Annotated in this window: 24 protein-coding genes and 2 tRNA genes; 8 read left to right on the forward strand and 18 right to left on the reverse strand. The window is 66.9% G+C overall.

All coding sequences use genetic code 11. From position 1 onward, the window contains the following. Window positions 1-6 precede the first annotated feature (6 nt). The 5 genes from ampE to ABE422_RS10770 form a co-directional block, all read right to left on the reverse strand. Complete coding sequence (ampE, locus tag ABE422_RS10750; protein ID WP_346465886.1) at window positions 7-900, reverse strand: regulatory signaling modulator protein AmpE; 894 nt, start codon at window positions 898-900, stop codon at window positions 7-9. A 120-nt stretch (window positions 901-1,020) separates the two neighbouring features. Then, on the reverse strand, window positions 1,021-1,926 hold the full coding sequence (nudC, locus tag ABE422_RS10755) for an NAD(+) diphosphatase (protein ID WP_152150924.1): 906 nt from the start codon (window positions 1,924-1,926) through the stop codon (window positions 1,021-1,023). A 69-nt stretch (window positions 1,927-1,995) separates the two neighbouring features. Continuing rightward, a complete protein-coding gene (gene erpA / locus ABE422_RS10760) occupies window positions 1,996-2,385 on the reverse strand; it encodes an iron-sulfur cluster insertion protein ErpA (RefSeq protein ID WP_019185327.1) in 390 nt (129 codons plus the stop codon). A gap of 54 nt (window positions 2,386-2,439) precedes the next feature. Continuing rightward, window positions 2,440-2,901, reverse strand: a complete 462-nt coding sequence (locus ABE422_RS10765) for a polymer-forming cytoskeletal protein (protein WP_313211070.1) — start codon at window positions 2,899-2,901, stop codon at window positions 2,440-2,442. Between the two features lie 4 nt (window positions 2,902-2,905). After that, entirely contained in the window at window positions 2,906-3,655 is a 750-nt protein-coding gene (locus ABE422_RS10770; protein WP_121040594.1) for a DUF6776 family protein, read from the reverse strand. A gap of 181 nt (window positions 3,656-3,836) precedes the next feature. Here ABE422_RS10770 and ABE422_RS10775 point away from each other — a divergent pair, with 181 nt between their 5' ends. Genes ABE422_RS10775 through ABE422_RS10785 form a run of 3 tightly spaced genes read left to right on the forward strand, consistent with a single transcriptional unit; the run spans window position 3,837 to window position 8,686 of the window. Next, window positions 3,837-4,463, forward strand: coding sequence for a DUF4126 domain-containing protein (locus ABE422_RS10775; RefSeq protein ID WP_088433585.1), 627 nt, complete (start codon window positions 3,837-3,839; stop codon window positions 4,461-4,463). A 57-nt stretch (window positions 4,464-4,520) separates the two neighbouring features. Beyond that, complete coding sequence (locus ABE422_RS10780; RefSeq protein WP_313219440.1) at window positions 4,521-6,380, forward strand: EAL domain-containing protein; 1,860 nt, start codon at window positions 4,521-4,523, stop codon at window positions 6,378-6,380. Between the two features lie 2 nt (window positions 6,381-6,382). Continuing rightward, the gene (locus ABE422_RS10785) at window positions 6,383-8,686 is read left to right on the forward strand and encodes an ATP-binding protein (RefSeq protein WP_313211068.1); all 2,304 of its coding nucleotides are present in this window, start codon (window positions 6,383-6,385) and stop codon (window positions 8,684-8,686) included. Between the two features lies 1 nt (window position 8,687). Here the strand turns inward: ABE422_RS10785 and bfr are convergent, their stop codons facing one another. The 3 genes from bfr to ABE422_RS10800 all read right to left on the reverse strand — a co-directional run bounded on the left by bfr (window position 8,688) and on the right by ABE422_RS10800 (window position 10,221). Continuing rightward, a complete protein-coding gene (gene bfr / locus ABE422_RS10790; RefSeq protein ID WP_019185321.1) occupies window positions 8,688-9,158 on the reverse strand; it encodes a bacterioferritin in 471 nt (156 codons plus the stop codon). Window positions 9,159-9,265: 107 nt separating this feature from the next. Further along, window positions 9,266-9,472 (reverse strand): (2Fe-2S)-binding protein, encoded by a 207-nt coding sequence (locus tag ABE422_RS10795; protein ID WP_088433582.1) that lies wholly within the window; start codon window positions 9,470-9,472, stop codon window positions 9,266-9,268. A gap of 116 nt (window positions 9,473-9,588) precedes the next feature. Further along, window positions 9,589-10,221 (reverse strand): RNA pyrophosphohydrolase, encoded by a 633-nt coding sequence (locus tag ABE422_RS10800; RefSeq protein ID WP_313211067.1) that lies wholly within the window; start codon window positions 10,219-10,221, stop codon window positions 9,589-9,591. 121 nt (window positions 10,222-10,342) lie between these two features. Between ABE422_RS10800 and ABE422_RS10805 the strand changes: the two genes are divergently transcribed. Beyond that, window positions 10,343-10,419 (forward strand) — tRNA-Met (locus ABE422_RS10805). A 49-nt stretch (window positions 10,420-10,468) separates the two neighbouring features. Beyond that, a tRNA-Gln gene (locus ABE422_RS10810) sits at window positions 10,469-10,543 on the forward strand. A 449-nt stretch (window positions 10,544-10,992) separates the two neighbouring features. On the opposite strand, the gene rpsI is transcribed toward ABE422_RS10810, so the two are convergent. Beyond that, a complete protein-coding gene (gene rpsI / locus ABE422_RS10815; RefSeq protein WP_017354549.1) occupies window positions 10,993-11,385 on the reverse strand; it encodes a 30S ribosomal protein S9 in 393 nt (130 codons plus the stop codon). 2 nt (window positions 11,386-11,387) lie between these two features. Then, window positions 11,388-11,816, reverse strand: a complete 429-nt coding sequence (rplM, locus tag ABE422_RS10820) for a 50S ribosomal protein L13 (protein WP_017354548.1) — start codon at window positions 11,814-11,816, stop codon at window positions 11,388-11,390. Window positions 11,817-11,997: 181 nt separating this feature from the next. Between rplM and coq7 the strand changes: the two genes are divergently transcribed. Further along, on the forward strand, window positions 11,998-12,642 hold the full coding sequence (coq7, locus tag ABE422_RS10825; protein ID WP_313211066.1) for a 2-polyprenyl-3-methyl-6-methoxy-1,4-benzoquinone monooxygenase: 645 nt from the start codon (window positions 11,998-12,000) through the stop codon (window positions 12,640-12,642). A gap of 146 nt (window positions 12,643-12,788) precedes the next feature. On the opposite strand, the gene sugE is transcribed toward coq7, so the two are convergent. Further along, entirely contained in the window at window positions 12,789-13,106 is a 318-nt protein-coding gene (sugE, locus tag ABE422_RS10830) for a quaternary ammonium compound efflux SMR transporter SugE (RefSeq protein ID WP_070472306.1), read from the reverse strand. A 169-nt stretch (window positions 13,107-13,275) separates the two neighbouring features. After that, window positions 13,276-14,070, reverse strand: coding sequence for an adenosylmethionine decarboxylase (speD, locus tag ABE422_RS10835; protein ID WP_019185315.1), 795 nt, complete (start codon window positions 14,068-14,070; stop codon window positions 13,276-13,278). A 170-nt stretch (window positions 14,071-14,240) separates the two neighbouring features. Here speD and crp point away from each other — a divergent pair, with 170 nt between their 5' ends. Beyond that, a complete protein-coding gene (gene crp / locus ABE422_RS10840; RefSeq protein WP_088433580.1) occupies window positions 14,241-14,906 on the forward strand; it encodes a cAMP-activated global transcriptional regulator CRP in 666 nt (221 codons plus the stop codon). Between the two features lie 188 nt (window positions 14,907-15,094). Continuing rightward, window positions 15,095-15,856, forward strand: coding sequence for a sulfite exporter TauE/SafE family protein (locus ABE422_RS10845; RefSeq protein ID WP_313219437.1), 762 nt, complete (start codon window positions 15,095-15,097; stop codon window positions 15,854-15,856). A gap of 39 nt (window positions 15,857-15,895) precedes the next feature. On the opposite strand, the gene ABE422_RS10850 is transcribed toward ABE422_RS10845, so the two are convergent. The 6 genes from ABE422_RS10850 to ABE422_RS10875 all read right to left on the reverse strand — a co-directional run bounded on the left by ABE422_RS10850 (window position 15,896) and on the right by ABE422_RS10875 (window position 22,004). Beyond that, window positions 15,896-16,612 carry a haloacid dehalogenase-like hydrolase gene (locus tag ABE422_RS10850; RefSeq protein ID WP_259258839.1) on the reverse strand — a complete coding sequence of 239 codons (717 nt, stop codon included), beginning with the start codon at window positions 16,610-16,612 and terminating at the stop codon, window positions 15,896-15,898. Beyond that, window positions 16,609-17,403, reverse strand: a complete 795-nt coding sequence (gene trpC / locus ABE422_RS10855) for an indole-3-glycerol phosphate synthase TrpC (protein ID WP_346465888.1) — start codon at window positions 17,401-17,403, stop codon at window positions 16,609-16,611. The genes ABE422_RS10850 and trpC overlap by 4 nt, the downstream gene beginning before the upstream one ends. 63 nt (window positions 17,404-17,466) lie before the next feature. Next, on the reverse strand, window positions 17,467-18,504 hold the full coding sequence (gene trpD, locus ABE422_RS10860; protein WP_313219435.1) for an anthranilate phosphoribosyltransferase: 1,038 nt from the start codon (window positions 18,502-18,504) through the stop codon (window positions 17,467-17,469). Between the two features lie 32 nt (window positions 18,505-18,536). Continuing rightward, entirely contained in the window at window positions 18,537-19,115 is a 579-nt protein-coding gene (locus ABE422_RS10865; protein WP_070472319.1) for an aminodeoxychorismate/anthranilate synthase component II, read from the reverse strand. A 75-nt stretch (window positions 19,116-19,190) separates the two neighbouring features. Then, complete coding sequence (trpE, locus tag ABE422_RS10870) at window positions 19,191-20,666, reverse strand: anthranilate synthase component I (RefSeq protein ID WP_313211061.1); 1,476 nt, start codon at window positions 20,664-20,666, stop codon at window positions 19,191-19,193. Window positions 20,667-20,879: 213 nt separating this feature from the next. Next, window positions 20,880-22,004 (reverse strand): hypothetical protein, encoded by a 1,125-nt coding sequence (locus tag ABE422_RS10875; RefSeq protein ID WP_313211060.1) that lies wholly within the window; start codon window positions 22,002-22,004, stop codon window positions 20,880-20,882. Between the last annotated feature and the right edge of the window lie 73 nt (window positions 22,005-22,077).

A 22,077-nucleotide genomic window follows, 5' to 3' on the forward strand; every position in this document is an offset into this window, starting at 1 on the left:
GGACGGCTAGGTGACCCAGCCGGCGATCACCAGCAGCGCCAGCACCGCCATCCACAGCAGCAGCATGCGCCACACCAGGCTCATCGCATCGCGCAGCTCCGGCAGGCGACGCCACACCGGCACCATCCCCGCATCACTGTAATCGTGCGCGTCCTCACGCAGCTCGGCGCTCACGCTTGCCCGCGCGACCGCACCGAGAAAGTGTGTCGAGGCCGACCACTGATTCCCGTGCGCTTCGCGCCAGGCCTTGAACGCGGTATCGAAGTTGCCGACCAGCGCCATCGACAGCGACATCAGCTGCGCCACCGGCCACTCCAGCCAGGACAGCACCACGCGCGCCCCGGCGACCGCTTCCACGCTGGCCAGCGAGCGCATCGGGCCAACCCCCAGCAAGGCGAGCAGGCGATACAGCAGCGCGCCGACCGGGCCCAGCAGCAGGAACCAGAACAGCACCGCGAACCAGCGCCGCAGCGCGTTGAGCACGGTGGCTTCGACCAGCGAGGGGACGTCTTCCTGCAGGCTGCCACCGGCGGACTGCAGCTGCGCGATCGCCAGGTGGCGGGCGTGGGCGTCATCGGCGTCGATCACCGCCTCGACATCGCGGTCCAGATCGCGCGGGCCCCAGCACATCGCCAGCACCAGCACGCCCAGCAGCAGCGACGGCAGGCCGTAGACGCGGTCATCGAACAGCCACTGGAGCAGGCCCAGCACTGCCACGAACGGCAGCACCGCCAGCCAGGCGCCCTTGCGGCCGCGCCAGACCCCGTCTTCGGCGGCGTGCCGGTCCAGCCACTGCAGCCAGCGCCGGTACAGGCCGAAACGCCGCAGCGCGACGGCCACGCCCGGCGCGACATGGCCCAGGGCCAAGGCAACCAGCACGGCGACCAGGGTGGTGAACATGTAAGCCTCCGGCTCGGGACGTGGAACGCGCCGCTACTATGCCTTGCGGCCCGGCAATTCCCCGGGCCGTTGGTAATGTACCGCGCCGCGTGTTCAGCCTGCGGCAACGGCAGGCGACGGTCAGGCGATCTGCTGGCGGTACCAGTGCTCGATCAGGCTGCGCGAGATCGAGATCGGCGGCGACAGGCGGATGCCTTCGCCGTCATCCTCGACATCCCGGGCCAGGGCTGCGCCCACTTCCTCGGCGGTAAACCAGCGCGCATCTTCCAGCTCGCCGTTCACGGTAGGCACGTCGTCTTCGGCCGTGGCGGCGAAGCCCAGCATCAGTGCGCCGGGGAACGGCCATGGCTGGGTGCCCAGGTAGCGGCACTCGCGCACGCGCACCCGGCTCTCCTCGAAGACCTCACGGACCACGGTCTGCTCCAGGGACTCACCCGGCTCGACGAAGCCGGCCAACACCGAATAACGGCGCGGGGCCCAGTTCGCCTGGCGGCCGAGCAGCAGCCGGCCCTGATTCTCCACGGCCACGATCACCGCCGGATCGACCCGGGGGTAGTGTTCGGTGGCGCACTGGCCACACCGGCCCACGAAGCCACCGCGGCTGAAGGTCACCGCGCCGCCGCACACCCCGCAGAAGCGGGTGCGCGACTGCCAGTAGGACATGCCCCGGGCGTAACAGAAGGCGGTGGAATCGGCGATGGACCAGGTCGCGGCGGACTGGCGCAGGTCGACCCGCTGCGGCGCCGTCACCGACAGCCCGGCGGCCTCCATCGAGAACCACGCCTGCTCGCCGCGCAGGCCGAGGAAGATCGCGGTGCCCGGGCCACCGCCCAGATCCGCGCCGGTCAGCGGCAGCGGCTGACCATCGTGGCCGGCCAGCGCCGTGCCGTCCTGGTCGAGCACCAATACACGCGCGTCCGGCCACAGGCGCAACAACGCATCGGCGTCATCGCGCAGGGTATCGGCGCGCTCCAGCGGCTCGCTGACGAAGGCGAAACCGGAAAGCTGCGAAGAGAATTTGGACATCGCAAGAGCCTGCCCACATTCGGCGGGACTGGCAAGCGGCAACCGACCGTCAGGCCGGTTGCGCGCACATCACATGCTGAAACTGCTGCCGCAGCCGCAGGTGGTCTTGGCGTTCGGATTTCGGATCACGAACTGCGCGCCGGTCAGGCTTTCGGTGTAATCCACCTCGGCGCCCATCAGGTACTGCAAGCTCAGCGGATCGACCAGCAGGGTGACGCCGGCGGTATCCACCGCCAGGTCGTCCTCGGCGCGGTTCTCGTCGAACTCGAAGCCGTACTGGAAGCCGGAACAACCGCCGCCTTCGATGTAGACGCGCAGGGCGAGGGCAGCGTTGCCCTCATCCTGGATCAGCTCCTTGACCTTGGCCGCAGCGGCCTCGGTGAAGTTCAGCGGACGGTCCAGGGACTGGTAGTTCGGCGCGGCGGCGGGAGCGCCGGGCAGGGAAACAAGCGTGCTCATGCCCCCAGCATGGGGGTGCATGAGCACGGTTTCAAGTTGTCACGCGGGCGCGATTCAGGCCATCGCCTCGGCCAGCTTCTTGCGGGCCGCGGTGTCCTTGCCCTTGCCCTGGTCCGCATCCCCGGACGGCGGCGGCAGGGCCATCTGCGCCGAGCTATGGATCAGGCGGCCGGTCAGCTGGGCGCCGGCGTGCATTTCCACCACCTGGTAATGGATGTTGCCCGTCACCCGGGCGCTGGGGGTCAGTTCGACCCGCTCGGTGGCGTGCACATCCCCGTCCAGGCGGCCGCTGATGACCACCACCTGGGCACGGATCTCGCCCTCGATGGCGCCATGCTCGGCCACCGTCAGGGTGGCGTTGCTGGCGCCGTCCTGGGCGATCACCTTGCCCAGGATGGTGCCTTCCACGTACAGGCCACCGCTGAATTCCACGTCCCCGCGGATCACCACCTGCGCGCCGATCAGCGCGTCCACGACCAGATGTCCGTCGCGGTTGGATTTGTTGCTGCCAAACATGGGCTTACTCCCCTTCTTTTGCCGATGCCGCCGGTGCTCCGGCCTGCTTCCAATCGAATACCTGGGTGGCGCCCCCCGCGCCCGATCCCAGCGTGACCCGCACACGTTGCGGGGTGAAGCCTGGTGGCAGCATCACGCTGCCGGTGAGCTGCTGGAAGTACCGGAAGGAATAGTCCTGGCCCGGCACCTTGGTGCGCTGGTGCAGCTCGTCCCAGCTGACCGAGGTCAGCTTGCCGTCCTTGACGCCTTCCACCGTGAAGCGCATCTGCCCCTGGCTGATCGCCCCGCGGTTCAGGTTCTGGGTCAGCACCACGGCGTACTGCCAGGTGCCGCCCGTCTCCGGCGAGAACTCCACCGAATGGGTGTTCAGGCCCTTGCGCTGGCTGGTCGCTCCGACCAGGCGCTCATAGAAGGCCACGTCGGCGCGCAGGCCGGCGATTTCTTCGTCGCGCTCGCCCAGCGAGGTCTGGACTTCGTTGTTGGCGGCGCGGCTGATGCGGTCGGACGCCTGCAGGGTGGCCTGGCGTTGCTGCAGTTCGATGAGCTGCTGCTGGAGGCGCTCATTGCGGGTCTCGGCGGCCTTGAGCTGGGTGCCGACGTCACCGCCGGGCGAGCCCAGCCAGGCGCCAAGCAGCACGGCGAGGATCAGCGACAGCAGCCAGGCCCCGCCCAGCACCAGCAGGCGCTTGCGGTCCTGCACGGGCGGCGCGCCCGGCCGGCGGATCTGGATGCGGGAAGGTGTGGGTTTATTCATGGCAGTCCTGGGCGACCGCGCCTGCCGGCGCTGTCGCAACGGCCCCTGTCTGGAACGACGGGCTAGTGTAAGTCAGGGGAAAGACCTTGTCCGCGCAGGGCCGGGATCGGGGCAGTGGCGTTCATGGACGTCATCCCCGATAGTGTGCGCCTGTGCACATTCTGCAGCCGGAGCGCGTGCCATGACCGAAGCCCACCTGTTCGTGATCGGCATCCTGCTGGCCTGGCTGGCCGGCATCCGCGTGTACCTGACCGTGTTCGGCGTCGGCCTGGCCGGCCTGCTCGGCTGGGTCGACCTGCCGCCCGCGCTGCAGGCCACGGAGTCCTGGTGGGTGCTGGGCACCTCGGCCGCGCTGGCCATCGCCGAATTCTTCGCCGACAAGATCCCCGGGGTCGACTCGGTCTGGGATCTGGTCCAGACCCTGGCCCGGGTCCCGGCCGGTGCGTTCCTGGCCGCCGCCACGCTCTCGCCCAGCGGTGAGCTCAGCGGCACCGCACTGGTGGCCGGTGCCGGCGTCGCGCTGGCCAGCCACGGGCTCAAATCCGGTACCCGCGCCCTGCTCAACACCTCACCCGAACCGGCCAGCAACTGGATCGCCTCCGCCGCCGAAGACACCGTGGTGGTCGGCGGGCTCGCGCTCGCGCTGGCGCACCCCTGGCTGGCGCTGATCCTGGTGGTGGCGTGCAGCCTGATCGGCGCGTTGATCGTGTGGATGATCTGGCGGACGCTGTGGAAGGGCATGCGTTGGTTGATGCGGCAGGCCGACAGTGGCCAGACGCAGGTCAAACCGGGAACCCTGCCACGGTGAGGCGTGCCCTGCCTTCGGGTGTTCATCGCATAATTGCGGCGCAGACTGGGAGTACTGATGGCCGTTCACGACAACGTTGTTGCACCCGCCCGCGCCGTGCGCGCTGAAACGCCGCCGGCCGACCACTGGCAGCGCTGGCAAAGCCAGGCCTCACCCGCGCCCGTGGTGCACAGCAATGTCGTGGCGCTGACGCCGGCGCCGGCCAGCCCGCCGCCCCTGCTCCCCCCGATGCACACCGAGACCGGCAGCCTGCCGCCGCCCGGCATCGACTCGCCGTACCGCGTGCTGATCGTCGAAGACGACCGCTCGCAGGCCCTGTTCGCGCAGAGCGTGCTGCACGGCGCCGGCATGGAGGCGCTGGTGCACAGCGATGCCGAGGGGGTGCAGCAGGCCATCGCCGAGCATCGCCCCGACCTGATCCTGATGGACCTGCATCTGCCGGGGCTGGATGGGATGCGGCTGACCGCCCTGATCCGCCAGCAACCCGGCCAGCAGCTGCTGCCCATCGTGTTCCTCAGTGGCGACCCGGATCCGGAGCGCCAGTTCGAAGTGCTCGACAGCGGCGCCGATGATTTCCTCAGCAAGCCGATCCGCCCGCGCCACCTGATCGCCGCCGTCTCCAACCGGATCCGCCGCGCCCGTGCGCAGGCCGCCTCACAGGCGGGCAACGGCAGCGCACCGGCGATGAACAACCCCGAGACCGGCCTGCCGACCCGCCATCATGTGATGCAGCAGCTCGGCGCCTCGCTGGCGCACCGCGACCACGGCGGCCTGTTCTTCATCGAGATCGCCAGCGCGCTGGGGCTGCGCGAGCGCTACGGCTATGCCGCGTTCGAACGGCTGATGACCCAGGCGGGCCAACGGCTGGCCGATGCCGCCCAGCCCTACCTGCTGGCACGTCTGAACGACAACAGTTTCCTGGTGCTGGCCCGCGGGGCCGACGAGGCCACGCTGGATGCAATGGCGCATACCCTGCGCGAGCAGTTGTCCACGCGCGCGTTCGTGATCCGCGATGACGAATCCGTGCACCTGCGCGGCGTGGTCGGTCATGCGCAGCTCTCGCCGGGCTTCTCCGATGCGGGCAGCGCACTGGAAGCAGTCGAACGCACCACCTTGCAGGCCCGCCTGCTGACCGCGGGCGTGGCCGCGTACGTGCGCCGCGAAGATGTGGCCGCGCAGGAACACCTGGCGTTGCTTGACGGGCAGCTGGAACTGGCCTACCAGCCGATCGTCGCCGTGGCCGGTGGCAACACCGCGCAATACCAGATGCTGCTGCGGCTGCGCCAGGCCGATGGCAGCGTGCTGGCCGCCGGCCAGGTGATTCCGGCCGCCGAAGCAGCCGGGCGCATTGCCGATCTGGACCAGCAGGTGCTCGACCATGCGCTTGGGCTGCTGGATCTGTATCGCCACGCCGCGCAGCCGCTGCACCTGTTCGTCTCGCAGTCGCTGCGCACGCTGGCCCGCGATGCCTTCGGTGACTGGCTGCTGGAATCGCTGGCGAGCCGGCAGATCGACGGCAGCGCATTGGTCATCGACGTACGCCTGCCCGATGCCTTGATCCACACCGTCACCCTGCAGCAGTTCTGCACGCGCATGCATGCAGCCGGCGTGCGTTTCTGCCTGAGCCAGTTCGAGCCGGGCGATGAAGCCAATGCCTTGATGGCGCAGCTGCCGTTGGCCTATGTGCGCATGGCCGCGCGCTTCTCCAACAGCCACACCAACCAGCAGACGCGCGACGAACTGCGCGCGGCGATCGACCGGGCGCACCGCGCCGGGCTGCGCATCATCGGCCAGCAGATTGAAGACCCGCAGGCAGCGGCCGCGATGTGGATCGGCGGAGTGGATTTCATCCAGGGCAACATGGTCCAGTCCGCCGGCAGCGAACTGAACTTCGACTTCCAGAACTCGGTGCTCTGAGCATGGGACGCCACGGACGGCCAGCTCCCTCCTCCACCCCGGCCCCGCTGTGGATCAGCGCTGCGGCGGCCGCCCTGTGTGCCACTGCCGCGGTGATGGCGCGCATCGGTGCCAATGGGCCGTGGATCGACATTGCCGCCGGCACCGGCGTGGTGGCACTGATCGCCGGCATCCAGGCGGTACGCCGCTGGCGTGACGCGCAGGACCAGCTGGAGCGGCTGCAGCGGCGTAGTGAGGCGCTGGTGCTCGAGCGCGATCAGCTGCAGCAGCGCCGGCAGCAGCAGAACCAGCTTGAACAGGAACTGCTCAGCGCCAAGCAGGCCGCCGAAGCCGCGGCGCTGGCCAAGGGTGAGTTCCTGGCCACCATGAGCCACGAGATCCGAACGCCGCTCAACGGCATCCTGCCGATGCTCGATCTGATCGCGCGCGGCCAGCTCGGCAGTGACCAGCGCCAGATGCTGCAGACCGCGGCGACCAGCTCACAGCAGCTGCTGAGGATCGTCGACGACATCCTCGATTACTCCCGGCTCGAGGCCAAGGGCCTGAACCTGGAGATCACCACGTTCAACCTGCGCGAGCTGCTCGAAGGGCTGGTGCAGTTGATGCAGCGCGCCGCCGATCCGAAAGGCCTGCAGCTCTCGCTCGAACTCGACCCGGCGGTACGCCTGTCCGTCCGTGGCGACCCGGTGCGCCTGCGCCAGGTGCTGAGCAACCTGCTGGTCAATGCGATCAAGTTCACCGAGCGTGGCCAGATCCGGCTGCGCGTGCAGCGCCAGGGCGAGACCAACGCGCAGCACCAGCTGCGGTTCGAGATCGCCGACAGCGGGATCGGCATCGACGACGCCCTGCAGGCGCGCCTGTTCCAGTCCTTCAGCCAGGCCGATGCGTCCACCACGCGCCTGTACGGCGGCACCGGGCTGGGCCTGGCCATCTGCAAGCGCATCATCGACCTGATGCAGGGCCGGATCGGCGTGCACTCCACCGTGGGGCGCGGCGCTACGTTCTGGTTCGAGATTCCCCTGCTCAAGGTGATCGGCGATCTGCCAGCGGTCGGCAACACGCGGCGTGCCTTGCTGATCACCCGCGATGCGGTGCTCGCCCAGCGTATCGAGCGGGTGACCCAGCACCATGATCTGCGCCTGCACACGGTGGAGACCAGCGCCGAAGCGATCGACGCCCTGCGCGCGCCACAGCGCCCCGGTATCGACCCGGCCCTGACCTGGGTGATCGCCGACACCGACGGCCTGCGCCATGGCACCCAGGCACTGCAGAAGGCGGTGGCCGGGAACGAACGGCATCCCACTGCGCAGCTGCTGTGGCTGTACGGCGATGAGGCGCCCGCGCCCGAGTCGCTTGGCCCGGGACCCGCCCTGTCGCGGCAGGGCGCTGACAGTGAACTGCACGCGCTGCTGCGCCCGGTGGTGCCCAGTGCACGCCCGGCTGCGCTGCTGGCCGAGGTGGAATACGCAGGCTCGCCCACGGCACTGCCGCAGTTCCCGCTGCGCGTGCTGCTGGTGGAAGACAACAGCGTCAACCTGCTGGTCGCGCAGCGGCTGCTGCAGGTGCTGGGCTGCGAGGTGGAGACCGCCACCCAGGGCGAGCAGGCCCTGGAGGCACTGCAGGCCCGGCCGTTCGATGTGGTGCTGATGGATTGCCAGATGCCGGTGCTGGATGGCTACGACGCGACCCGCCGCTGGCGCGCGCACGAGGCCACACGAGGCGCGGCGCGGCTGCCGATCGTGGCGATGACCGCCAATGCGATGGCCGGCGACCGCGAGCGCTGCCTGCAGGCCGGCATGGACGATTACCTGTCCAAACCGATCCACCGCGAAACACTCCAGGCCGTGCTGGCACGCTGGGGAAGCGTGCTGGCCGACGACCCGGCGTTGCTGCCGACCCGGCCCTTTGCAGCCACCGCAGCGGTGCCCGCACGCGACCAGACACCCGCCGCGGTGCTCGACCAGGACGTGCTCGATGAATTGCTTGAAGTGATCGGCGCGGACACCGCGCGGGTCATCGGCGTGTTCCTGGATGACACGCCACCGCTGATCCGCCAGCTGCAGGACGCCTCGGTCGCAGCGGACCTGGACCAGCTGCGCGCGTTGGCCCACAGCCTCAAATCCGCCAGTGCGAATGTGGGCGCGATGGCCCTGTCGGCAGCGGCCTGGCGGATCGAGCACGATGCCCGCGCCGGCACGCTGGAGCGCCCCGCCGTGGCGGTGGCGCTGTTGATCGCCGAGTTCGCGCGTGCACGGATCGCGCTGGGCGGCTATCACGCCCGCCTGCGCGCCCCGTTGCAGGGCTGACTCAGTCTTCGATCTTGGTCAGCAGGTAGTTCGGTTCGCCGATGCGCTCGATCAGATCCAGCTGGGTTTCCAGCCAGTCGATATGCTCTTCCTCGGACTCGAGGATTTTCACGAACAGCTGGCGGCTGACGTAGTCACCGATCGAATCGGCATAGGCCACCGCTTCGCGCAGGGTCACCACGCCGTCGCGTTCCAGGCTGAGGTCGCACTGCAGGATCTCGGCCGGGTTCTCGCCGATGCGCAGCTTGCCCAGTGCCTGGAAGTTCGGCAGGCCTTCGAGGAAGAGGATGCGGTCGGACAGGATGTCCGCGTGCTTCATCTCTTCGATCGATTCCTTGTACTCGTGATCGGCGAGCTCCTTCAGGCCCCAGTTCTTCAGCATCTTGGCGTGCAGGAAGTACTGGTTGATCGCGGTCAGCTCGTTGTAGAGGACCTTGTTGAGGAATTCGATGACTTTGGCGTCGCCCTTCATGAACGTGCTCCTGCTGCGTGGAATCGCGGGCACTGTAGCGCGTCGCGCGCAGGCATGAAGGAACGCGAATCGTGCTCAGTTGCGGCCCGCAACCGGGCCGGCCGATCTCAGGCGGCTTGCAGGCCCAATACCGGCAGCGGCAGGTCGTGGGTAGCGCTGAACTTGGCCAGCAGGTCCGCCGCCATGTCCAGGCAGGAGCCGCAGGTCGCGCCGCAGCCGGTGCGCATCGTCAGCTCGGACACGCTCACGACACCGCTCTGCGCGGCTTCGCGGATCTGATGGTCGGTAACCCCGTTGCAGATGCAGACGTACACGTGCGGACTCGGCAGGCAGGCCCGGATCGGCCTGCTGCTATTCCAATCGAAATGCGAATGGTTGTCAATTTCGAACCTGAATCATTCTCGATACGGGTCAGAGCCGCCAGCAGCGCTCAGACGGCGCCCGGCTCGCCCTTGGCCTTGCTGCGCGGCCAGTAGCCACCACCCCGCTTGGGCGTGGTGCGCTTGCGCGGCCGATCGTGACCGGCGGCATTGCCAGGCATCCAGGCTTCCTGCGCGGACTTGGGCATGGTTTCCACCCCCGGCCCGGCCACCCCCCGTGCCAGCGGCGCCAGATGGCGCAGCGCACGCGCATAGACGCCCCGCTTGAACATCACCACATGTTCGACCGGGTACCAGAAATCGACCCAACGCCACTGGTCGAACTCGGGGCTGTCGGTATGGTCCAGGGTGACGTGGGATTCGTCCCCGGCCAGCCGGAGCAGGAACCACACCTGCTTCTGGCCGATACAGACCTGCCGTTCATTGCGGCGGATGGCCCGTGCCGGCAGCCGATAGCGAAGCCAACCCGGCGTCGCCCCGAGCACTTCAACGTGCTCCGGCAACAACCCGGTTTCTTCCTGCAACTCGCGATACATGGCTTCGACAGGCGTCTCGTCGGTGTTCATGCCGCCCTGCGGGAACTGCCAGCCATCCCGGCGCACACGTCGTGCCCAGAAAACCTGCCCATCCTGCCGCATCAGCACAATACCGACGTTCGGTCGATAGCCGTCCGGATCGATCACGATGCGGACTCCTAGAAAAATCTACTGATCGGGACTGTGCCACGCCCGCTGCCCACTCACAAGCGCGGTGAAAAAGTGTTGACAGATTCCGAATACATCTCCAGAATTACCGGCTCCCTGAGGCTATGTAGCTCAGCCGGTTAGAGCACAGCACTCATAATGCTGGGGTCGGTGGTTCGAGTCCACCCATAGCCACCAAGTTCGCTTGGTTTTTCAGGGAAAAAGTGCAATAATTGCACGCACATTTTGCCCCGTCGCCAAGCGGTAAGGCACCTGACTCTGACTCAGGCATTCGGTGGTTCGAATCCATCCGGGGCAGCCAAACAAAACAAAAGGCCTGATCGAAAGATCAGGCCTTTTGTTTTGTTTGGGCGGCTGACTGGGCGCATGGCGCCCAGTGCCCCAACCTTGCGGAGCAAGGTTGGGGCCAGCCTTCTTTGCCTCCACATCCCCGCGCCTGACGGCGCGCCCCCTTGCACTCCAAGGGGGCTGTTTCACCAGAAAGAGGGTGGACGGCCGACACCCTGCCCATGCCGGGCCACGAAAGCAGCCGACCAGCGGTCGACACTACCGCCACCGCCGCCCCTATGAAACAGCGGCGAGCGCAGCAGTGCCGCCGGAAGCGTCGCCATCCCTCGCTGCATCCACCTGACGACCAAGCGATCTGCGGGGACGAAACCCACCCCCGGAAACGACAAAAGCCCGGCCGAAGCCGGGCTTTTGCGTACCCCCCAGCGGGATCCCGAAGGATCCCACGCCAGGCGCGATGGATCAGCGCTTGGAGAACTGGGTGGCGCGACGTGCCTTGTGCAGGCCGACCTTCTTACGCTCGACTTCACGGGCGTCACGGGTCATGAAGCCAGCCTTGCGCAGCTCGGACTTCAGGGTTTCGTCGTACTCGACCAGCGCACGGGCGATGCCCAGACGGATCGCACCGGCCTGACCGGTGGTACCACCGCCAGCGGCGGTGACCATGATGTCGAAGCTTTCGGTGTTCTTGGTCAGTTCCAGCGGCTGACGCACGATCATGCGTGCAGTCTCACGGCCAAAGAACTCGTCCAGCGGACGGCCATTGACGGTGATGTTGCCGGCGCCCTTGCGCAGGAACACGCGGGCGGTGGAGGACTTGCGGCGGCCGGTGCCGTAGTTTTGCGTGATAGCCATGATTAGATATCCAGAACCTGAGGCTGCTGAGCGGCGTGCGGGTGCTCGGAACCCGAGTACACCTTGAGCTTGCGGTACATGGCGCGGCCCAGCGGGCCCTTCGGCAGCATGCCCTTGACGGCGGTCTCGATGACACGCTCCGGGTGGCGCTCAAGCGCCTGGGCCAGAGTTTCGGTCTTCAGGTTGCCGATGTAGCCAGTGAAACGGTGATACAGCTTGTCCTGCAGCTTGTTGCCGGTGACGGCAATCTTTTCTGCATTGATGACAACCAGGTAATCACCGGTATCAACGTGAGGGGTGTAAACCGGCTTGTGCTTGCCGCGCAGACGGCGGGCCAGCTCGGTGGACAGACGGCCCAGCGTCTTGCCGGATGCGTCGACGAGATACCAGTCGCGCTGGACGGTCTCGGACTTTGCAGTGAAAGTGCTCATGAAAGAACTCTAGTAGGTCGGGCTCATTACGGCGCAGTACGGCCGGAACTCTGCCACGCGTTGTGAAGAGGCGGGAGTGTACTGGCCATCCCCGCCACATGCAAGTTGACCCTGATCCCGGCTTGGCACACCGGCCCCGGGGGGCGAGAATCGACAGTCCCCCGCCGCGACACTTCCTGCCATGACCGCGCTCCGCCAGATCACGCCGCTCGACCACCTGCTGACCGAAGCCCAGCGGGCGCTGGATACCGTGTTCGGCAATCCGCCGGCCAGCCGCCCCTACCCCGCCGAGGACACCCCGGACGTGCAGATGGCCGCGCCCGAGCGCCGCCACGCCGCCGGTCTCATGCGCATCAACCATGTCGGTGAGGTCTGCGCCCAGGGCCTGTACTTCGGCCAGGCCGCAGTCGCCCGTGAGCCGGAAACCCGCGCCCACCTGCTCGACGCCGCCCAGGAAGAAACCGACCACCTGGCCTGGTGTGCCCAGCGCCTGCGCGAACTGGACAGCCGTCCCAGCCTGTTCAATCCGATCTGGTATGCCGGCAGCTACACCATCGGCACCCTGGCGGGCCTGCGCGGGGATGGCTGGAACCTGGGCTTCGTGGTCGAAACCGAACGCCAGGTGGAAGCGCATCTGGACGAACACCTGGATACCCTGCCCCCGGCCGACCTGCGCAGCCGCGAGGTGATCAAGGTGATGAAGATCGACGAAGCCCGCCACGCCGACCATGCCGAGCATGCCGGCGCGCGCAGGCTGCCCGCCCCGATCCCGTCGGTGATGGCGCTGGCCTCCAAGGTCATGAAGACCATCGCGTACCGCCTTTAAGCCTCCACCGCGCCGCGTGCATCGGGTGAAAAGCCCCCCTGAGTCAGGGGGGCGCCGCGAAGCGGCAGGGGTATGGGTGTTCAGTGAGCCGGGGGCCCACGGTTCGCACAGCGAACCGTGGGAGCGCCAGCGCGAATGCGAGGGCGTTACCCCGAGACCAGCTTCAGGCCGATCACCCCGGCCACGATCAACGCGATGCAGGCCAGCCGCGACGGCGAGGCGCTGTCGCCGAACAGGAAGATGCCCAGCATCGCCACGCCCAATGCGCCGATCCCGGTCCAGATCGCGTACGCCGTGCCGACCGGAATGGATTTCATCGCCTGGCTCATCAGGTACAGGCTGACCAGGGCGGCCGCGACGGTGGCCAGCGTCGGAAGGGGCTTGCTGAAGCCTTCGGAGTACTTCATTCCGATGGCGAAGCCGATTTCGAACAGACCGGCGACGAGAAGATAGATCCAGGGCATGGGGGATTCCTTGGGTTAACAAAAGCAAAACGGCCCGGTGTTTTCACACCGGACCGTCGTCGGTAGCTACCGTGGAACCGGGTTTTGCGCAAACACCGGTTCCACAGGGCGGGCCGTCCCGCCTGAACGAGGTTGCCCGGGCCAGGCCCGGACAACATCGCGAAGTGCCTTACTCGGCCAGATTGCGCCCATGGAACAGCTCTTCGATCTCACGACGCAGCAGCGCCTCGATCTTCATGCGTTCCTTGAACGAGAGGTTCTTGGCCTTCTCTTCGAACAGGTACTGGTCCAGATCGAAATCCTTCAGATGCATCTTCGTGTGGAAGATATTTTCCTGATAGACATTGACGTCGAACATCTCGTAACGCGACTTGATGTTCTTGGCCAGGAAGTTCTGGATCGAGTTGATCTTGTGATCGATGTAGTGCTTCTTGCCCTTCACGTCACGAGTGAAGCCACGCACGCGGTAATCCATGATCACGATGTCCGATTCCAGACTCTCGATCAGGTAGTTCAGCGCTTTCAACGGGGAAATCACGCCACAGGTGGCCACATCGATGTCCGCGCGGAACGTGGCGATGCCCTCCTGCGGATGGGTTTCCGGGTAGGTATGGACGGTGATGTGGCTCTTGTCCATGTGCGCGACCACAGCGTCGGAGATCAGCTCCTTGCCGGCCTGCTTCTTGTCGATCACCGGCTCTTCCGAGATCAGGATCGTCACCGAGGCACCCTGGGGGTCGTAGTCCTGGCGGGCCACGTTCAGGATGTTCGCGCCGATGATCTCGGCAACGTCGGTCAGGATCTGAGTCAGCCTATCGGCGTTGTACTCTTCATCAATATATTCGATGTAACGCTGACGCTCCTCTTCGGTGCGGGCGTAACAGACGTCATAGATGTTGAAGCTCAACGCCTTGGTGAGGTTGTTGAAACCCTGCAACCTCAGGCGAGGCAACGGCTTGACCACGGCGGTCGATCCTGTGTGTGGTGGGAAAGAAGTAATTATGGGGCAAAGTGATCGGGGGCGAAACTTGCATTGAAACGAGTACCTGTGCTCGGTTTGCCCTTAACAATTCGGATCGTTAAGCTCCCGGCACATAGCCGTGAATTCTTCATGAGCAATCGGAGCGCCTCAACGTGTCAACTGTGCGCCTTGCCACAAGTCCATTGGCCCTGGATATCGCAACAATCGATCGCTTCCTGGCCCACAGCCACCGCCGCCGTTACCCCGCCCGTACCGACGTGTTCCGACCTGGCGATCCGGCCGGCACGCTCTACTACGTGATCAGTGGATCAGTCTCAATAATGGCTGAGGAAGATGACGATCGTGAGCTGGTGCTGGGCTACTTCGGCTCGGGAGAGTTCGTCGGTGAGATGGGGCTGTTCGTCGAATCGGACCGGCGCGAGGTGATCCTCCGCACCCGCACCCCGTGCGAACTGGCCGAGATCAGCTACGAGCGCCTCCATCAGCTGTTCCTGGGCCCGCTCTCGGCCGATGCGCCGCGCCTGCTCTACTCGATCGGCCAGCAGCTCTCCAAGCGCCTGCTCGATACCAGCAGGAAGGCCAGCCGCCTGGCGTTCCTGGATGTGACCGACCGCATCGTGCGGACCCTGCACGATCTGTCCCGCGAGCCGGAGGCGATGAGCCACCCGCAGGGCACCCAGCTGCGCGTCTCGCGCCAGGAACTGGCCCGTCTGGTCGGCTGCTCGCGTGAAATGGCCGGCCGCGTGCTGAAGAAGCTGCAGACCGACGGGCAACTGCATGCCCGCGGCAAGACCGTGGTCCTGTACGGCACCCGCTGACCCCGCGCGGTAGAGCCGACCGTTGGTCGGCTATCCGGCCGGCTATCCGGCCAGCTATCCGGTCAGCTATCCGTTCGGCTATCCGGCACGCGATTGGACACGCCACCCGGCCTCCCCCGGGCCCTGACTACCCCGGGTCGCCGGCCAGCGGTCGGCACTACCTGCCCATTTGCCGCTAGGCTGTTCGCATGGAACTTGGCAGTGAATTCTATTGGTTCATCCTGATCGGCCTCGGCGCACAGCTGGTCGACGGCGCGCTGGGCATGGCGTTCGGGCTGGTGTCTTCCTCGGTCCTGCTCAGCATGGGCCTGCCGCCCGCCGCGGTCAGCGCCAGCATCCATACCGCGGAGGTGTTCACCACCGGGGCGTCCGGGGTCTCGCACCTGGTCGCGGGCAATGTGGACCGTCGGCTGTTCCTGCGCCTGGCCCTGCCTGGCGCCGTCGGTGGGGTGGTCGGCGCCTACGTGCTGACCCAGCTGCCCGGCGACGTGATCCGCCCCTTCATCTATATGTATCTGCTGGTGCTGGCGATCTTCATCCTGCTGCGCGCGGCCGGCCGGATGCTGCCGGCCCAGGAAGTGAAGCGCGTCCCGCTGCTGGGCTTCGTCGCCGGCCTGCTGGATGCCAGTGGCGGTGGCGGCTGGGGCCCGGTGGCGACGTCCACCCTGCTCGCACGCGGTGGCAAGGCCCGCACCACCATCGGGACGGTCAATGCCGCCGAGTTCGTGGTGACCCTGGCGGTGTCGATCACCTTCCTGCTGACCATGGGCGTTCAGTACCTGAACATCGTGGCCGGCCTGTTGATCGGCGGCATGATGGCCGCGCCGGTGGCCGCGATTCTGGTCAAAAAGGTCAAGGAACGCTGGGTGCTGGTGGCCGTCGGCGTGCTGGTGCTGGGCATCAGCCTGTTCCAGATCGGCCATGCCATCGTGCAGTGGCGCGCAGGCTGAGCCGGACGCGACACCGTTTCAGGGATTTTCAGCGGTGAATCAGACCGGATCGCCGGCCCGATCCACGCAGCCCCAGTTGAGCACGGGGGTGCCCGGCGGCAGCACCTGGCGGAAATAGTCCACCCGGGACGCCTTCGGATTGACCACCACCGGCGCCGCCGCGGCCAGCAGCAGCGGCAGGTCGGCGCTGCTGTCGGAGTAGGCGACGTCGATCTCGCCGTAGCCGCGCTCGCGCAGCATCCGCATCTTTTCTTCGTTGTGGCAGTGGCGGGTGGCGATGACCGCGCCCAAGAACGGCCCGACCTCACTGCCGATCACCGGCACGCCCTGGTGCGCCACGAAGGCCAGGATCGCGCGGGCCAGTTCCGGCGGTGCACCGGTAGCGACCACGACGCGGTCGCCAGCGGCGCGGTGACGCGCGAACACCTCCAGCGCCACGGGCAGCAGGCGGCGGCGGATATCGGCTTCGTGCTTGAGGACGTAGCGATCGATCACCTTGTTGAACTCGCGCGCCCGGTGCAGGCCAAACGTGGCGATCCACACATAGCCGGAGATGCCGCGGCGGCGGGTGGGCAGGAATGCCACCAGCGGGCCGAGCAGCGGCGTGGCAATCAGGGCGGCCAGCAGCCGCAGCGGGTTGCGCTTGATCAGCCAGGCGAACAGATGGCTGCCGGAATCGCCGTCATACAGGGTGTGATCGAAATCGAAGACCACCAGCGGGGCGTCGTCGCGCGGCGTTGGGTAGATCGCTGTCATGCGCTGAAGAATAGCTGACGCAGGCCCTCGCCGGGCTCTTCCACGCGCATGAAGGCCTCACCGACCAGGAACGCGTTGACCCCGGCCTGGCGCATCACGGTGACATCGGCCGTGCCGAGGATGCCGCTTTCGGTGACCAGCAGGCGGTCGCGCGGCACGGCCTGGCGCATGTCCAGCGTGGTCTGCAGCGACACCTCGAAGGTACGCAGGTTGCGGTTGTTGATGCCGATCAGCGGCACCGGCACCTGGATGGCGCGCTCGAGCTCGTCGATGTCGTGCACTTCCACCAGCACGTCCATGCCCAGCTGCATGGCCAGGTCGGACAGCTCGGCCAGCTGGCGGTCGTCCAGGGCGGCCACGATCAGCAGGATGCAGTCCGCGCCGAGCACACGCGCTTCATACACCTGGTAGGCATCGATCACGAAGTCCTTGCGCAGCACCGGCAGCGTGCAGGCGTCGCGGGCCTGTTGCAGGTAGGCATCACTGCCCTGGAAGAAATCCACGTCGGTCAGCACCGACAGGCAGCTGGCCCCGCCGAATTCGTAGCTCACCGCGATATCAGCCGGATGGAAGTCCGGGCGGATAACGCCCTTGGAGGGGCTGGCCTTCTTGATTTCGGCGATCACGGCCGGGTTGCCCGCGGTGATCGAGGCGCGCAGCGCATCCGCGAAGCCACGCACGGGCGGAGCCTGCTCCACGCGCGCGATCAGTGCGTCAAGCGGCACCTGGGCCCGGCGTGCGGCGACTTCTTCGGCCTTGCGGGCCAGGATGGTATCGAGGATGTCGCTCATGTCATTGGGGTCCTGGAGGCCGGCCATTATCGACCAGCCCCGCTGAATTCGGAAAACGCGGGCTCAGACGGCCCCGCGGATGCGGCGGGTGGCGGCGACGTACTGCTCCATCCGCGAGCGCGCACTGCCATCGGCCAGCACCGCACGGGCACGGGCCAGACCATCGGCGATGCTGTCGGCGACACCGGCCACGTACAGCGCGGCGCCGGCATTGAGCGCCACGATGTCGAGCGCCGGGCCGGGCTGGTTGTCGAGCACGCCACGCAGCATCGCGATGGATTCTTCCGGACCGCCGACCTTGAGGTTGCGGCTGGCCGACATCGCGATACCGAAATCTTCCGGATGGATCTCGTACTCGCGCACCTTGCCGTCGCGCAGTTCGCCCACCAGTGTCCCGGCGCCGAGCGAGATCTCATCCATGTTGTCGCGGCCCCACACCACCAGCGCGCGCTCGGCCCCGAGTTCGCGCAGCACGCGCGCCTGGATGCCGACCAGATCCGAATGGAACACGCCCATCAACACGTTGGTCGCACCGACCGGATTGGTCAGCGGGCCGAGGATGTTGAAGATCGTCCGCACGCCCATCTCGCGTCGCACCGGTGCGACGACCTTCATCGCCGGGTGGTGCATCGGCGCGAACATGAAGCCGATGCCGGTCTCGGTGATCGCGCGCGCGACCTCCTCCGGCTGCAGATCGATGATCGCGCCCAGCGCCTCGACTGCATCGGCACTGCCGGACTTGGAGGAAACACTGCGGTTGCCATGCTTGGCCACCTTGGCCCCGGCCGCAGACACCACGAACATCGCGCAGGTGGAAATGTTGAAGGTGTGCGAACCATCCCCACCGGTGCCGACGATATCCACCAGATGCGTCTTGTCCTCCACCGGTACCGCGAGGGCGAGCTCGCGCATCACGGTGGCGGCACCGGCGATTTCGCCGATGGTTTCCTTCTTGACCCGCAGGCCGGTCAGGATCGCGGCGGTCATCACCGGCGACACGTCACCGCGCATGATCTGCCGCATCAGGTCGACCATTTCGTCGAAGAAGATCTCGCGGTGCTCGATGGTGCGCTGCAGGGCTTCCTGGGGGGAGAAGGTCATGCGGGGTCCTTTGTGGTGCAGGTGCGGCGCGCTCAGCGCTGCAGGAAATTCTTCAGCAGGGCGTGGCCATGCTCGGTGAGGATCGACTCGGGGTGGAACTGCACGCCCTCGACCGGATGTTCGCGATGGCGCAGGCCCATGATCTCTTCGATCGAGCCGTCCTCGTTCTCGGTCCAGGCGGTCATTTCCAGGCAGGCCGGCAGCGTGGTCTTGTCGACCACCAGCGAGTGGTAGCGCGTGGCCTGGTAGCGGTCCGGCAGGCCGGCGAACACGCCCTTGCCTTCATGCCGGATCGGCGAGGTCTTGCCGTGCATGATGTTGGTGGCGCGGATGACGTCACCGCCATACACCTGGCCGATGCTCTGGTGGCCCAGGCACACGCCCAGGATCGGCGTGGTCGGGCCGAGCCGGCGGATCAGCTCCAGCGACACGCCCGCTTCGTTCGGCGTGCACGGGCCGGGCGAAATCACGATGCGCTCGGGCGCGAGCGCGGCGATTTCATCGACGCTCAACGCGTCGTTGCGCACCACCTTGACCTCGGCGCCCAGCGTCTGCAGGTACTGCACGAGGTTGTAGGTGAAGCTGTCGTAGTTGTCGAGCATCAACAACATGGTCAGGGTCCGTCTTGAATGGGGAAGTGGCGTGCACGCAACCGTGCACGTGTCAGGCCGTTCGGCAGCAGTGCGTTACAGGCCCTTGGCCGCCTGCGCGACCGCACGGAACAGCGCGCGGCCCTTGTTCATCGTCTCGTCCCATTCCTTGCCGGGGTCGGAGTCGTACACGATGCCGGCGCCGGCCTGCACGTGCAGGCGACCGTCCTTGATCACCGCGGTGCGGATCGCGATCGCGGTATCGGCATCGCCATGCCAGCCGATGTAGCCGATGCTGCCGGCGTAGACGTTGCGCTTGATCGGCTCCAGCTCGCGGATCACTTCCAGCGCGCGGATCTTCGGCGCGCCGCTGACGGTGCCGGCCGGGAACGTCGCACGCAGCACGTCGGCATAGCTCAGGCCCGGCTGCAGCTGCCCGGTGACCTCGCTGACGATGTGCATGACATGGCTGTAGCGCTCGATCACGAACTGCTCGCCCACTTCCACCGTGCCGGCCTTGGACACGCGGCCGGCATCATTGCGGCCGAGATCGATCAGCATCAGATGCTCGGCACGTTCCTTGGGATCGGCCAGCAGTTCCACTTCCAGTGCGTTGTCTTCCTCCACCGTCGCGCCGCGCGGGCGGGTGCCGGCGATCGGACGCACGGTGACTTCCCCGTCCTGCAGCCGCACCAGGATTTCCGGCGAGGAGCCGACCACCTGCACGTCGCCGGTATCGAGGAAATACATGTACGGCGAGGGATTGAGCGCACGCAGCGCGCGGTACACATCCACCGGGCGCGCCTTGAACGGCACGCTCAGGCGCTGGCTCAGCACCACCTGGAAGATGTCGCCGGCGCGGATGTATTCCTTGGATTTGTCGACCGCGGCAATGAAGCCTTCGCGGGTGAAGCCGGAGACGAAATCGTTCTCGTCCAGCACGTCGCGCGTGATCGGCGCGGGGTAGCCGGCGCCGGGGGCGCGCAATGTGGCGACCAGCGCATCCAGCTTGGCCTGGGCGTGGTCCCACGCCCCGGGCTGACCCGGGTCGGCGTGCACGATCAGGTACAGGCGGCCCTTGAGATTGTCGAATACCGCCAGTTCTTCGGAGTGCAGCAGCAGAATGTCCGGCGTGCCCAACTCATCGCGGCCACGCGGCGGGGCCAGGCGCGGTTCGATATAACCGATGCACTCAAAGCCAAACCAGCCGACCAGGCCGCCGGTGAAACCCGGCAGACCGGCCAGTTTCGGCACCGAGTGGGCGCTGCGCAGCGCCTCGACCTCGGTGAACGGGTCGGCGACCTCGCGGGTTTCCACCACGGTGCCGGACTCGCTGATGGTCAGGGTATGGCCGTGGAAGGCATATACCCGGCGTGCCGGCAGGCCGATGATGGAATAGCGCCCGAAGCGTTCGCCGCCCTCGACCGATTCAAACAGATAGGTATGCGGGCCGTCGGCGAGCTTCAGATAGACCGACAGCGGCGTGTCCAGGTCGGACAGCACTTCACGGACGACGGGGATGCGGGTGTGGCCTTCAGCGGCCTGCTGCTGGAACTGCTCGAGCGTAATCAAGACGACTTTCCTTCCGGGAAACGGCGGTGGCGGGACGGACGACGGCAACAGGCCACCATCGCCACCAACGGCGAGCGGAAGAAAGGGTATGCGGGGTCGTCAGAATGGACACCCGGCGACTGTACCGCAGCCCGGCGCGGGGGGGAACCCCGTCCCGCGCCGCAGGCAGGCACGCCAGCCCCCGACGCGGCGCCCGCACTGGCGCCTCCAGCGTCAGTACAGGGGCATCGGCCGCTCGGCGGCCAACATACCGTTCAGGGTATCCAGCATCCTGACGAGGTCCACCTGCCGATGCAGACGGGTCTTCTCGAAAATGCTCTGCAGGCGGGTCCGCGCGCTTCCGACACCGATGCCGCAGATCGTGGCGGCGGCCGACAGCTCGCCTTGGTGATGCAGCGCCACGGCCAGGGTGGCTTCGGCCGGGGTCAGGCCGAAAAGCTCGCGCAGGGTGGTGGACAGCCCGGCAGACGAACGGCGCACGAGCGTGTTGACCGTCATGACAAAGCGGGCGGTACCGGTGCCGGGGATGTACTTTCCGTAAGGCCTGAGCGACGCGAAGCCTGCCAGTAGCCCATCGACATCATGCAGGGCGACGATATCCTCCCCGGGGTCCTGCGCCGGACCGCCCCGCAGCGCCAGGCGCCGGACCAGGGCATTCCAGCCTGCACGCGAGGCCGGATGTACCGGCTCCAATGCCGCCTTGCGGCGCACACGCAGGACACGACCCAGCAGCATCTCCTCCCCCCCGGCATTCACCGACACCGGCCGCAGGTTCTCATCGAGAAGCAACAGGGCCAACGTCCCTGCCTGGCGCCACGCGTCCTGCAGTGACTGGCGCAACTCGAAGGCGTTGACGAAGTGCGGTGCCAACGCTTCGCAGAGTGCCACCTCACGTGCATCGAAATCGCCCCGCCGCTCGGTTCCCACGAAGGTCAACATGGTGACCTGATCCGGCTTGCGCGAGGCACATAGCGCCACCGAGCGCAGCGTGTCGATCTGGCGCAGGAAATCCAGGTAATACCGCGTTCCGCGCATCTCCTCCAGCGTGGCCACCCGGTCGCTGACGATGACACTGCCAGCCCGCATCGTAGGCGCGGCCCGGTTGAACCAGAGGTTGTCCACCGAATACAGCGTGTCTTCGTTGAAGCGCTCCACCGTACGCGGGTCCGCCATCGCACCGGCCGCAACCAGCGCCACGTGACGCCCACCCTGCACGTCCCGCAGGGTCACGCTGCCCGAGTGGCAACCAACCGCGCGCCCGAGCCGTTCAACGAATGACTGCATCCGCTCGGGATCGGTGACCCCGGCGTACAGCTCCTCCATAAGCTCCGCTTTCACAACCACCTCCTGTGTTGTTCGTCAAGTCATGTTCACGACCTGCGTCGCTGCGCCTCTGGACGCAGATTTGCCG

The sequence above is a fragment of the Stenotrophomonas sp. TWI1151 genome (genome assembly GCF_039673135.1).
Taxonomy (GTDB): Bacteria; Pseudomonadota; Gammaproteobacteria; order Xanthomonadales; family Xanthomonadaceae; genus Stenotrophomonas.